At 64.4% G+C, this 13,475-nt stretch carries 7 protein-coding genes; 6 read left to right on the forward strand and 1 reads right to left on the reverse strand.

Annotation, left to right across the window (positions count from 1 at the left end; genetic code table 11):
* The first annotated feature begins 41 nt into the window (after positions 1 to 41).
* Complete coding sequence (locus QNN98_RS04740) at positions 42 to 1,196, forward strand: SLC13 family permease (protein WP_227925103.1); 1,155 nt, start codon at positions 42 to 44, stop codon at positions 1,194 to 1,196.
* On the opposite strand, the gene QNN98_RS04745 is transcribed toward QNN98_RS04740, so the two are convergent.
* Positions 1,193 to 2,413, reverse strand: coding sequence for an acetyl-CoA C-acetyltransferase (locus QNN98_RS04745; protein WP_283996408.1), 1,221 nt, complete (start codon positions 2,411 to 2,413; stop codon positions 1,193 to 1,195). The genes QNN98_RS04740 and QNN98_RS04745 overlap by 4 nt on opposite strands.
* Before the next feature lie 613 nt (positions 2,414 to 3,026).
* Between QNN98_RS04745 and rpoB the strand changes: the two genes are divergently transcribed.
* From rpoB to pcaG, 5 genes are all read left to right on the forward strand, one after another.
* The gene (gene rpoB / locus QNN98_RS04750; RefSeq protein WP_227912785.1) at positions 3,027 to 6,527 is read left to right on the forward strand and encodes a DNA-directed RNA polymerase subunit beta; all 3,501 of its coding nucleotides are present in this window, start codon (positions 3,027 to 3,029) and stop codon (positions 6,525 to 6,527) included.
* Between the two features lie 188 nt (positions 6,528 to 6,715).
* Positions 6,716 to 10,606, forward strand: a complete 3,891-nt coding sequence (locus QNN98_RS04755; protein ID WP_227912786.1) for a DNA-directed RNA polymerase subunit beta' — start codon at positions 6,716 to 6,718, stop codon at positions 10,604 to 10,606.
* Between the two features lie 161 nt (positions 10,607 to 10,767).
* Complete coding sequence (locus QNN98_RS04760; RefSeq protein ID WP_283996409.1) at positions 10,768 to 11,964, forward strand: 4-hydroxybenzoate 3-monooxygenase; 1,197 nt, start codon at positions 10,768 to 10,770, stop codon at positions 11,962 to 11,964.
* Positions 11,965 to 12,089: 125 nt separating this feature from the next.
* Positions 12,090 to 12,911, forward strand: coding sequence for a protocatechuate 3,4-dioxygenase subunit beta (pcaH, locus tag QNN98_RS04765; RefSeq protein WP_283996572.1), 822 nt, complete (start codon positions 12,090 to 12,092; stop codon positions 12,909 to 12,911).
* Positions 12,908 to 13,474 (forward strand): protocatechuate 3,4-dioxygenase subunit alpha, encoded by a 567-nt coding sequence (gene pcaG, locus QNN98_RS04770; RefSeq protein WP_227925100.1) that lies wholly within the window; start codon positions 12,908 to 12,910, stop codon positions 13,472 to 13,474. The genes pcaH and pcaG overlap by 4 nt, the downstream gene beginning before the upstream one ends.
* Position 13,475: the final 1 nt, after the last annotated feature.

Genomic DNA, 13,475 nt, shown 5'->3' on the forward strand with positions numbered 1-13,475 from the left:
CAGCCGCGGGAAGCGGCACGAAGCAAGGGAACCACTTACCAATGCGGCAGCTACTGATCCTGGGACCGCTGGTTGCGGCCGCGGCGGCGTGTGTGCTCAGCGGAGCGTTGCCGCCTGCCGAGTTCAGCGCGCTGATGGGCCGTATCGGTCCCATCATGGTGTTCGTGACGGCGGCGACCGTCGTGAGCTACCTCGCTGACGCCGCAGGACTCTTCCGGGTGCTGACCCGGTTCACTGCCCGGCTGGGGCGCGGCCGCACCTTTGCCCTGTGGGTGCTGGTCCTGGGCCTGACCTCGGCCTCCAGCATCTTCCTCTCATTGGACACAGCCGTTGTGCTGATCACTCCGCTGGTCGTGGGGCTGGCTGTGGAGGCCAGGCTCCCTCCCATTGTTTTCGCGCTCAGCACGGTCTGGCTGGCCAACACCGCGTCCATGCTGCTGCCCGTTTCGAACCTCACCAACCTGCTGGCCCAGGAAAAGGCCGATCTGCACCCCCTCGAATACGCGGCGACCGTCTGGGCTCCGGCGGCCGCCGGCATCCTGGTGCCCGCAGCGCTCCTGTGGCTTGCCTTCCGGCGCTTCCTGCGCGGCAGGTACACGGACCCGTCCGAGCCGGTTACGGTGCCGGACCGCGGGCTTCTCGTGCTGAGCGGGGCAGTAGTGGCCCTGCTGCTGCCGGCTCTCGTCAGCGGCATCCACGTAGCCATTCCCGCCTCCGCCGCGGCCATCATCCTGGCCGCGGGATTCCTGGTCCGGCAGCGGAGCGCGTTTGCCTGGGACATGGTTCCGGTGATGCCGGTGGTCCTGGCCGTGAGCCTGTTCGTCCTGGTCCAGACGGCCCACAGCCACGGGCTGGCCTCCCTCCTGGCGCAGGCCGCGGGCTCGGGGGAGGGCTTTGGCGATCTGCTGCAGCTGGCCGGTGCGGGTGCCGTTGCGTCCAACGCGGTGAACAACCTCCCGGCCTACCTTGCGCTGGAACCGGCGGCGGACACTCCCGTCCGCCTCGCCGCGCTGCTGGTGGGGGTCAATATGGGGGCGATCGTGACGCCCTGGGGTTCCCTGGCGACCCTGCTCTGGTATGACCGGATGCGCTCCATGGGGGTGGCCGTACGCTGGGGCCGCTTTATTGCAGCGAGCTCAGTTGCCGCCGTCGTCACCGTGACGGCGGCGACGGCGGCCCTGTCGCTGGCGGCCTAGGATTCTTCGCGGAACAGCAGGAGGGCTTCACCCTGCCCGCCGCCGCCGCACAGTGCGACGCCGGCCCGGCCGGAACCGCGCCGGAACAGCTCGTGTGCGGCGGTCAGGGCCAGCCGGGCACCGGACGCCCCGATCGGGTGGCCCAGGGCAATCGCCCCGCCGTGCAGGTTGCACTGTTCCAGGTCCATGCCCAGTTCATTCAGGGACTGAACGGCCACAGCGCCGAAGGCTTCGTTGATCTCGATGAAGTCCAGGTCCGAGACGCTCCATCCGGCCCGTTCGAGCGCGGCGGAAAGTGCATTGGACGGCTGTGAATGCAGGGTGTTGTCCGGTCCGGCGACCTGGCCGGGCAGTCCAACGGAGGCGAGGATTTCCAAACCGTTCGCCTCGGCGTAGCTGCGGGTGGCTAGGACCAGGGCCGCTGCGCCGTCGGAAAGCGGTGAGGAGTTGCCGGCCGTAATGGTTCCCTCCGGGTCAAAGGCCGGGCGCAGGTTCGCGAGGGTGTCCACGGTGGTGGCGGGGCGTACGCCTTCATCGAGGGTCAGCACCAGCGGCTCGCCCTTGCGCTGCGGGACGGTGACGGGGACGATCTCGGCGTCGAAGATGCCCGCTTCCATGGCCGCCGCCGCCCGTTGGTGCGAGGCCGCGGCCACTTCGTCCTGTTCCATCCGCTTAATCGCCAGTTTGGTGTTGCCCCGCTCCGTGGAGATTCCCATGGAGTCGTTGTCGAAGGCATCGGTCAGGCCGTCGTGGGCCACGGAGTCGAGCGCGGAAATGTTCCCGTAATTCCAGCCCTGCCGGGCACCGGGCAGCAGGTGCGGGCCGCGGGACATGGATTCCTGGCCGCCGGCCACCACAACGGCGGCCTCCCCGCCGCGGATCAGGCGTGCGGCATCGATGACGGCGGCCAGGCCGGAGAGGCAGACCTTGTTCACGGTAACGGCGGGAACGTCCCAGCTGATGCCCGCCTTGATCGAGGACTGGCGGGCAGGGTTCTGCCCGCAGCCGGCCTGGACCACGTGGCCCATGATGACGCTGTCCACATCCGCAGCAGGGACGCCGGACTTCTCCAGCGCGCCGGCGATGGCGAAGGCGCCCAGTTCAACGGCGGTAAAGGGGGCAAGCTGGCCGTTGAGCCGGCCCTGCGGGGTGCGCGCTCCACCAACGATTACCACTTCGGTCACGGCTGCTGCCCCGGGGGCTGCGGAGTTGCTCATGGCTGGTTCAGTCCTTTGTGTTGTATTCGTCATCGAATGCTGGATCAAGGGTACGCCAACCGCCGGGGCCGGGGAGAGGGATCTCACACGGTTAGGCGCCCGCCTGGTGCCGGCGGGCGCCCCGGTGCGCCGGGAGGCACCCCCGGCCACCACATTCGGGGAATCTTGCGGTAAGGTATCTGTATCCGATGCGTGAACGGTGCGCCGGTGTCTTGTCTGTTACCGATTGTCTGTTACCGACTGTTGTTGGATTGCTATTGGTCTGTTCCGGACGGTTATTGCCTGTTACTCCCCGAATACACGGGATCCTAAGCGGGGTCCTACGCGAGGTTGCAGCCGGGATTGCGCTCCCGGTGCCATCCGACACGGGTTGAGTGCAGCGGGCTTGACGAAACCGGGTAGACTTGTATGCCCATAATGCCCTATAGTGGATATTTGCTTCCTCCTGTTAACCTTCAGCCTTCATATAGCGGTGGGCTATGTTCCGTGCCGGGCAGTATCCGTAACCCTCGGATGTGCCCTTTGCCGGACACCGGGACGCACACGGACTCGGTCCGTGCAGTGCAGGGGAGGAAGCGCGAAACACGCCTGAAGGTCTGTGGAAGGATCCCTCTTGGTCGCCTCGAGCACCTCTAATAACGAAACCGCTACTAATCCGGAGAACGCAGCTTCCCGGATTTCATTCGCAAAGATTCACGAACCGCTTGACGTTCCCAATCTTCTTGCCCTGCAGACAGACAGCTTTGACTGGCTCGTCGGCAACGAGCGCTGGAAGGCGCGCGTGGAAAAGGCACGGGAGACCGGCGAACAGGGTATTGCCACCACCTCCGGTCTGGCTGACATCTTCGAGGAAATCTCCCCGATCGAAGACTTCCAGGGCACCATGTCCCTGAGCTTCTCGGAGCCGGAGTTCGCCGACCCGAAGTACACCATGGCCGAGTGCAAGGACCGGGACGCTACGTACTCGGCTCCGCTGTACGTGAAGGCCGAGTTCATGAACAACAACACGGGCGAAATCAAGCAGCAGACCGTGTTCATGGGCGACTTCCCCCTCATGACTGACAAGGGAACGTTCGTCATCAACGGCACCGAGCGTGTTGTTGTTTCCCAGCTGGTCCGTTCCCCGGGTGCCTACTTCGAGCGCACCGCGGACAAGACCAGTGACAAGGACATCTACACCGCGAAGATCATTCCTTCCCGCGGTGCATGGTTCGAACTGGAAATCGACAAGCGCGACCAGGTGGGTGTCCGCCTGGACCGCAAGCGCAAGCAGTCCGTCACCGTGCTGCTCAAGGCGCTGGGCTGGACCGAAGGCCAGATCCTCGAGACCTTCGGCGAGTACGACTCCATCCGTGCCACCCTGGAAAAGGACCCCACGGAAACCCAGGAAGATGCCCTGCTGGACATCTACCGCAAGCTGCGTCCGGGCGAGCCGCCCACGGTCGAGGCTGCAAAGACGCTGCTGGAAAACCTGTACTTCAACCCGAAGCGCTACGACCTGGCCAAGGTTGGCCGTTACAAGATCAACCGCAAGCTGGGCATCGACAAGCCCCTGACGGACTCCGACGCATCGGTCCTGAACAATGACGACATTGTCGCCATGATCAAGTTCCTGGTGGCACTGCACGCCGGTGAGAAGACCGTTCCGGGCAAGCGCGACGGCAGCGACGTCGACATCCGCGTGGAGGTCGACGACATCGACCACTTCGGCAACCGCCGCATCCGCGCCGTCGGCGAACTGATCGAGAACCAGATCCGTACGGGCCTGTCCCGCATGGAGCGTGTGGTCCGCGAACGGATGACCACCCAGGACGTCGAGGCCATCACGCCGCAGACCCTGATCAACATCCGTCCCGTTGTGGCTGCCATCAAGGAGTTCTTCGGAACGTCCCAGCTCTCGCAGTTCATGGACCAGAACAACCCGCTTGCCGGACTGACGCACAAGCGCCGCCTGTCCGCGCTGGGCCCGGGTGGTCTGTCCCGTGACCGTGCAGGCATGGAAGTCCGAGACGTCCACCCGTCCCACTACGGCCGCATGTGCCCCATCGAAACCCCTGAAGGCCCGAACATCGGCCTGATCGGTTCGCTGGCTTCCTACGGCCGCATCAACGCCTTCGGCTTCATCGAGACTCCGTACCGCAAGGTGGAGAACGGCGTCGTCACCGACAAGGTCGACTACCTGACCGCCGATGACGAAGTTGAGCGCACCATTGCCCAGGCAAACGCTCCGCTGCGCGCCGATCAGCACTTCGAAGAGGACCTGGTCCTCGTCCGTGCCCGCGGCGGTTCCGGCGAGCCCGTCCTGGTCGAGCCCGACGAGGTCGAGTACATGGACGTCTCCCCGCGCCAGATGGTGTCGGTGGCCACGGCCCTGATTCCGTTCCTGGAGCACGACGACGCCAACCGCGCCCTCATGGGTGCGAACATGCAGCGCCAGGCTGTGCCGCTGCTCCGTTCCGAGCGCCCCGTTGTGGGCACCGGCATGGAGAAGTACACCGCAGTTGACGCCGGCGACTCCGTGACCGCCAAGAAGCCCGGTGTTGTCACCGAGGTTTCCGCTGACCTCGTTACCGTCATGAACGACGACGGCACCGAGACCAGCTACCCGATCATGAAGTTCGAGCGCTCCAACCAGGGCAACGCCTACAACCAGCGCGTGCTGGTCTCCGAAGGCGCCCGGGTCGAGGTCAACAGCATCATCGCCGACGGTCCCGCAACGGACCAGGGTGAACTGGCCCTTGGTAAGAACCTGCTCGTGGCATTCATGTCATGGGAAGGCCACAACTACGAAGATGCCATCATCCTGTCCCAGCGCATGGTCTCCGACGATGTCCTGACCTCCATCCACATTGAGGAGCACGAGGTTGACGCCCGCGACACCAAGCTTGGTGCCGAGGAAATCACCCGCGACATCCCCAACGTCTCCGAAGAGGTGCTGTCCCAGCTCGACGAGCGCGGCATCATCCACATCGGTGCAGAGGTTGAAGCCGGCGACATCCTGGTTGGCCGCGTCACCCCGAAGGGCGAAACGGAACTGACCCCCGAAGAGCGCCTGCTGCGCGCCATCTTCGGCGAGAAGAGCCGCGAAGTACGCGACACCTCCCTGAAGGTTCCCCACGGCGAGTCCGGAACCGTCATCGGCGTGCGTATCTTCGACCGCGACAACGACGACGAGCTGCCCCCGGGCGTGAACCAGCTAGTCCGCGTCTACGTGGCGCACAAGCGCAAGATCACGGACGGCGACAAGCTGGCCGGCCGCCACGGCAACAAGGGCGTCATCTCCAAGATCCTCCCGATCGAAGACATGCCGTTCATGGAAGACGGAACCCCGGTCGACATCATCCTGAACCCGCTTGGTGTTCCGGGTCGAATGAACGTTGGCCAGGTCCTGGAAATCCACCTGGGCTGGGCTGCCAAGCAGGGCTGGAAGATCGAGGGCGAGCCGGACTGGGTCAAGGACCTGCCGAACCTGCCCCGCGAGACCGGCCCCACCACGGTTGCCACTCCGGTGTTCGACGGCGCGAGCGAGGATGAGATCGTCAACCTGCTCGACTCCACCAACGTGACCCGTGACGGCAACCGCCTGATCGGTGCCTCGGGCAAGGCCCGGATGTACGACGGCCGCTCCGGCCAGCCGTTCCCGGACCCGATCTCGGTCGGCTACATGTACATCCTGAAGCTGCACCACCTGGTGGACGACAAGATCCACGCACGTTCCACCGGGCCGTACTCCATGATCACGCAGCAGCCGCTGGGTGGTAAGGCACAGTTCGGCGGCCAGCGCTTCGGTGAAATGGAAGTCTGGGCCCTGGAGGCGTACGGCGCCGCCTACACGCTGCAGGAACTGCTCACGATCAAGTCCGATGACATCCATGGCCGCGTGAAGGTCTACGAAGCCATCGTCAAGGGCGAAAACATCCCGGAGCCCGGTGTTCCGGAATCGTTCAAGGTCCTGATCAAGGAAATGCAGTCGCTCTGCTTGAACGTGGAAGTCCTCTCCACCGAAGGCAACACGATTGAAATGCGTGACTCGGATGAAGAAGTCTTCCGGGCCGCGGAGGAACTGGGTATCGATCTGTCCCGCGCAGAGCCCAGCTCCGTCGAAGAGGTTTAGCTGGTAGATCCGCCCGGGAGTCCGTCGGGCGGTTCGGAACGGCGGCAACGAAATTCCTTGCTCGCAGAGCTCGCAGGAATATTAAAGCCGCCTAACCCGAACCGTCCGGCGGACGCAGGGTGGGTCACCTTCAGTCTTTTCCGCACCCGAGACATTCAGATTTAGAGAACAAGAGAGAACAGGGACCCATGTCCAACGATTCCACGTTCGGCCTCATGCGAATCGGCCTTGCCACCGCGGATGAAATCCGTGGCTGGTCTTACGGCGAAGTCAAGAAGCCGGAAACCATCAACTACCGAACCCTGAAGCCGGAGAAGGACGGTCTTTTCTGCGAAAAGATCTTTGGTCCGTCCCGTGACTGGGAGTGCTACTGCGGCAAGTACAAGCGCGTGCGCTTCAAGGGCATCATCTGTGAGCGCTGCGGCGTCGAGGTAACCCGTGCCAAGGTCCGCCGCGAGCGGATGGGCCACATCGAGCTCGCCGCTCCCGTGACCCACATCTGGTACTTCAAGGGTGTCCCCTCCCGCCTGGGCTACCTGCTGGACCTGGCACCGAAGGACCTCGAGAAGGTCATCTACTTCGCCGCCTACATGATTACCTCGGTTGATGAAGAGAACCGCCACGCCGAACTGCCGAACCTGCAGGCCGAGCACGACCTGGAGCGCAAGCACCTCGTCGACCAGCGCGACTCCGACATTGCTGCGATCGCCAAGGACCTCGAAGGCGAGCTTGCCCGCCTGGAAGGCGAAGGCGCCAAGGCTGCCGACAAGAAGAAGGCCCGCGACTCCGCCGACCGCCAGATGGCCAAGGTCCGCCGCGATGCCGACAACAACATCGAGCGCCTCGAGCAGGTCTGGGACCGGTTCAAGAACCTCAAGGTCGGCGATCTGGAAGGCGACGAAGGCCTCTACCGCGAACTGCGGGACCGCTACGGCCTGTACTTCGAAGGCTCCATGGGTGCCGAAGCCATCAAGAAGCGTCTTGAAGACTTCGACATGCAGGCCGAGTCGGAGAACCTGCGCGACATCATCCAGAACGGCAAGGGCCAGCGCAAGACGCGTGCCCTGAAGCGCCTGAAGGTTGTCAACGCATTCCTGACCACCTCCAACAGCCCGCTGGGCATGGTCCTGGACGCCGTCCCGGTCATCCCGCCGGAACTGCGCCCGATGGTCCAGCTCGACGGCGGCCGTTTCGCGACGTCCGACCTCAACGACCTGTACCGCCGCGTGATCAACCGCAACAACCGCCTGAAGCGCCTGCTGGATCTCGGTGCCCCCGAGATCATCGTGAACAACGAAAAGCGCATGCTTCAGGAAGCTGTTGACTCCCTGTTCGACAACGGCCGCCGCGGCCGTCCGGTCACCGGACCGGGCAACCGTCCGCTGAAGTCGCTGTCCGACATGCTCAAGGGCAAGCAGGGCCGCTTCCGCCAGAACCTGCTGGGTAAGCGCGTTGACTACTCCGGCCGTTCCGTCATCGTGGTTGGCCCGCAGCTGAAGCTGCACCAGTGCGGTCTGCCCAAGCAGATGGCCCTGGAGCTCTTCAAGCCGTTCGTGATGAAGCGCCTGGTTGACCTCAACCACGCCCAGAACATCAAGAGCGCCAAGCGCATGGTCGAGCGTTTCCGTCCGCAGGTCTGGGACGTACTGGAAGAGATCATCACCGAACACCCGGTGCTGCTCAACCGTGCACCCACCCTGCACCGCCTCGGCATCCAGGCCTTCGAGCCGCAGCTTGTTGAAGGCAAGGCCCTTCAGCTGCACCCGCTGGTCTGCGGCGCCTTCAACGCTGACTTCGACGGTGACCAGATGGCAGTACACCTGCCGCTGAGCCCCGAAGCCCAGGCTGAAGCACGCATCCTCATGCTGTCCTCGAACAACATCCTGAAGCCGTCCGACGGCCGCCCGGTCACCCTGCCCTCGCAGGATATGATCATCGGCCTGCACCACCTCACCACCAAGCGCCCCGGTGCTGTTGGCGAAGGCCGTGTGTTCGGTTCAATGTCGGAAGCCATCATGGCCTTCGACATGGGCGAGCTGCACCTGAACTCGCTGGTGAAGATGCGTGTTGACGGCTTTGTCCCCAGCGCAAGCCAGCCCGCTCCGGAAGGTTGGGAAGAGGGCACTCCTGCCCTCATCGAAACCTCCCTCGGACAGGTCATCTTCAACCAGACGCTGCCTGCGGATTACCCGTGGGTGCCGGAAGTTGCGGACAAGGGCCAGCTCTCCGCGATCGTCAACGATCTCGCCGAGCGGTACCCGAAGGTCGTCACGGCTGCCACGCTGGACAACCTGAAGGACGCCGGTTTCTACTGGGCCACCCGCTCGGGCGTTACCGTCGCCATCTCCGACATCGCGGCTCCGATCGACAAGCCGGCCATTATGGAAGGCTACGAAGCCCAGGCCGCCAAGGTTGAAAGCCAGTACGGCAAGGGCCTGATCGCTGAAGACGAGCGCCGCCAGGAACTGATCGACATCTGGAACAAGGCCACCAACGAGGTTGCTGCTGCAATGCGGGCGAACATGCCCGAATTCAACAACATCAACCGCATGGTGTCCTCCGGTGCCCGTGGTAACTGGCTGCAGGTCCGGCAGATCGCCGGTATCCGCGGCCTGGTGGCTAACCCTAAGGGTGAGATCATCCCCCGCCCGATCAAGTCCTCTTACCGTGAGGGCCTGTCGGTGCTGGAGTACTTCATCGCCACCCACGGTGCCCGTAAGGGTCTTGCCGATACCGCCCTTCGTACCGCCAACTCGGGTTACCTGACCCGTCGCCTGGTGGACGTTTCCCAGGACGTTATTGTCCGCGAGGAAGACTGCGGTACCGAGCGCGGCCTGAACGTGACCATCGCGGTTCCGGATGCCAACGGCGAACTGCAGCTGCACGAAGAGGTCGAGAACTCGGCCTACGCCCGTACGCTGGCCACCGACGTCACCGATGACCAGGGCAACGTCCTGGCCAAGGGCGGCGACGATGTTGGCGACGTGCTGATCGCGAAGCTGTTCGAAGCCGGTGTCACCGACATCAAGGTCCGCTCCGTACTCACCTGTGAGTCCGCCGTCGGTACCTGTGCCCTTTGCTACGGCCGCTCCCTGGCCACGGGTAAGACCGTGGACATCGGCGAGGCCGTGGGCATCATCGCCGCACAGTCCATTGGTGAGCCGGGTACCCAGCTGACCATGCGTACCTTCCACACCGGTGGTGTTGCTTCCGCTGAGGACATCACCCAGGGTCTGCCCCGTATCCAGGAGCTCTTCGAAGCACGTACCCCCAAGGGTGTTGCTCCGATCTCCGAGACCGCGGGCCGGGTCACCATCGAAGAGACCGACCGCCAGATGCGTCTGGTTGTCACTCCCGATGACGGCTCCGAGGAAATCGCGTACCCGGTCCTGCGCCGTGCCCGCCTGCTGGTTGCCGACGGCGACCACGTCGAGGTTGGCCAGCAGCTGGTCTTCGGTGCGGTGGATCCCAAGCAGATCCTCCGTATCCTCGGCCCGCGCAAGGCACAGGAGTTCCTGGTGGACGAAGTCCAGCGCGTGTACCGCAGCCAGGGTGTGGGCATCCACGACAAGCACGTCGAGGTCATTGTCCGCCAGATGCTGCGCCGCGTGACCGTGATCGAGTCCGGCGACTCCGATCTGCTCCCGGGTGAGCTGACCGAACGCCGCCGCTTCGAAAGCGAGAACCGCCGCGTGGTTTCGGAAGGCAAGAAGCCTGCTTCGGGCCGTCCGGAACTGATGGGTATCACCAAGGCCTCCCTGGCCACCGAGTCCTGGCTGTCCGCAGCTTCCTTCCAGGAAACGACCCGCGTCCTGACGCAGGCCGCCATGGAAGGCAAGAGCGATCCGCTGCTCGGCCTCAAGGAGAACGTCATCATCGGTAAGCTGATCCCGGCCGGAACGGGCCTGCCCCGTTACACCGAGGTCACTGTCGAGCCGACCGAAGAAGCAAAGGCCAACCTGTTCACCGGCCCGAGCGCCTTCAGCGACTTCGATTACGCCGGAGTCGACGGCGGCCTGAGCCCCGAGTTCCATGCCATCCCGCTGGATGACTACGACATGGGCAGCGACTTCCGCTAAGGAAAGCGCGCACTAACGGCAGGTCCCGCACCCTCAAGGGTGCGGGACCTGCCGCGTTTAACCCGGAGCTGCGCTGTACGGGGGAGCCACTTTGGCTCTCCCGTGTGCCGGCAGCCACACTTGGAGGTAGTGTCCGCTACAAGATTCCAAGGGAGTAATCAATGGGCGCAGGGCGCACTATCCTCAAGACGCAGGTCGGCATAGTGGGCGCAGGCCCGGCCGGGCTGATGCTCTCGCATCTGCTCTCCACCTCCGGCATCGGCTCCATAGTGGTGGAGAAACGGGACCACGAAACCATCCGCACCACCCACCGGGCCGGCATCCTGGAACGCGGCAGCGTCCGGATGCTTACCGAGACGGGCGTGGGCAGCGGGGTCTTGGATAAGGGCACCCGGCACGAGGGCATCGACCTGCGCTTCGGCGGCGAAAGCCACCGCCTCGACTTCGAGGACCTGGTGGGGGAGTCCGTCTGGCTGTACCCGCAGAACGAGGTCTTCACCGACCTGGCGGCGGCCCGGGCCCGCGACAACGGCGACGTCCGGTACGGCGTCTCTGACACCGCCGTGGCGGACCTGGCCACGGACGTCCCCAAGATCCGCTTCACCGATGCGGCGGGGACCGGGTACGAGATCCACTGCGACATCCTGGTTGGCTCCGACGGCTCCGGCGGGATCTGCAGGCGCTCCATTCCCGCCGAGGCACGCACGGACAACTTCATCGAGTACCCCTTCGCCTGGTTTGGAATCCTTACCGCTGCTCCGCCCAGCGCCCCGGAGCTGGTCTATGCCAACTCCGACCGCGGGTTCGCGTTGATCAGCCAGCGTTCGGACACCGTGCAGCGGATGTATTTCCAGTGTGATCCGGACGAGGATCCGGCGGCATGGAGCGAAGAGCAGATCTGGGATGAACTGCAGGCACGGGTGGACGGCCCGGACGGTTTTGGGCTGCAGCGCGGATCCATTTTCGACAAGTCCGTGCTGAAGTTCCGCAGCTACGTCTGCGAACCGCTGCGGTACGGGAACCTCTTCCTTGCCGGCGACGCCGGACACACTGTCCCGCCCACCGGTGCCAAGGGGCTTAACCTGGCCCTGGCCGATGTCCGGGTCCTCTTCGAAGCCGTCGATTCCTTCTACGCAACCGGTTCGCGGGATCTGCTGGAGGGCTACAGTGACAAGGCCCTGCAGCGGGTATGGCGGGCGCAGAACTTCAGCTACTGGATGACGTCCATGCTGCACACGCGGGCTGACGCCGGCCCATTCGAACGCAAGCGTGCGCTCGGTGAACTGGGCGGCGTCGTCGGCTCCCGGCACGGCAGCGCCTATCTCGCCGAGGCGTACACCGGCTGGCCCAACGCCTAACCCGTTCGCATTGCGAACACCTGTACTTGAAGTGAACAGGCAGTGTAGTGTGGTGCCCACCACGTGGATGCTTGGAGAATAGCCGGAGCGCGACGGTGCGTTCCACCGAAAGGAAAACCATGGAAATGGAAGAGGATCTTTTCTCGAACAGCCATGTCGTTGAAAAACCGGACGCTGCAGAGGCCACCCAGGACCAAATCTCGGCCGAGATCGGCAGCATCCACGCGGCCTACGGCAAAACGCTGGACGACGGCGCCGCGGAGGAAACCCAACCCCGCGTGGACTTCTCTCCCTACCGCAGTTCCCTCCTGCGCCACCCCACCAAGGATCCCCGCCATGTGGATCCGGAAACCATTGAACTGTGGTCCCCGGCCTTCGGGCACCAGGACGTCCACGCGCTGGAGAGTGACCTGACCATCCAGCACAACGGCGAGCCCATGGGGGAGCGGATCATCGTGCGCGGCCGCATCCTCGACGGCGACGGCCGGCCGGTGCGGAACCAGCTGGTGGAAATATGGCAGGCCAACTCCGCCGGACGCTACATCCACAAACGGGACCAGCACCCGGCGCCGCTGGATCCGAACTTCACCGGTGTGGGCCGCTGCCTCACCACGGAGGACGGGTTCTACGAGTTCACCACCATCAAGCCCGGACCTTACCCGTGGAAAAACCACCACAACGCCTGGCGGCCGGCGCACATCCATTTCTCGCTCTTCGGCACCGACTTCACCCAGCGGATGATCACCCAAATGTACTTCCCCGGCGATCCGCTCTTTGCGCTGGACCCGATCTACCAGTCCATTACCGACCAGTTGGCCCGGGACCGGCTGGTGGCAACGTATGACCACATCATCACCGCCCACGAATGGGCTACCGGCTATAACTGGGACATTGTGCTCAGCGGCAGCAACCGCACGTGGATGGAAGACGAGGATGCACAACCATGAGCGAGCAGAAGCTGACGGCCACGCCCGGGCAGACTATCGGGCCGTTCTACGGCTACGCCCTCCCTTTCGAGAAGGACAACCAGCTGGCGGCGCCGGGCATGCCCGGCAGCGTGCGGCTGCAGGGCACGGTCACGGACGGCGCAGGGGACCCCGTTCCCGACGCCCTGCTGGAAATCTGGCAGGCCGACGCCGCGGGCAACATTGCGCAGCGCGCAGGTTCGCTCGTCCGTGACGGGTACACCTTCACCGGCTGGGGACGCACGGCGGTGGACAATGCCGGAAACTACACATTCACCACGGTGAATCCCGGTCCTGCCGAGACAGGCTCCGCGCCCTTTATTTCCGTTGTCGTTTTTGCCCGCGGCCTTCTGAACAAGCTGCACACGCGGATGTACCTGCCGGACGATGAAGCGGCCCTGGCCCGCGACTCCCTGCTGTCCTCGCTCCCCGAGGAGCGCCGGCGTACGCTCATTGCCACCCGTGAAGCGGACGGCGGGCTGCGCTGGAACGTCAGCCTCCAGGGCGAGAATGAAACCGTTTTCCTGACCTACCCGGGAGCCTAGG

The sequence above is a fragment of the Arthrobacter sp. zg-Y1143 genome (genome assembly GCF_030125565.1).
Lineage (GTDB): Bacteria > Actinomycetota > Actinomycetes > Actinomycetales > Micrococcaceae > Arthrobacter_B.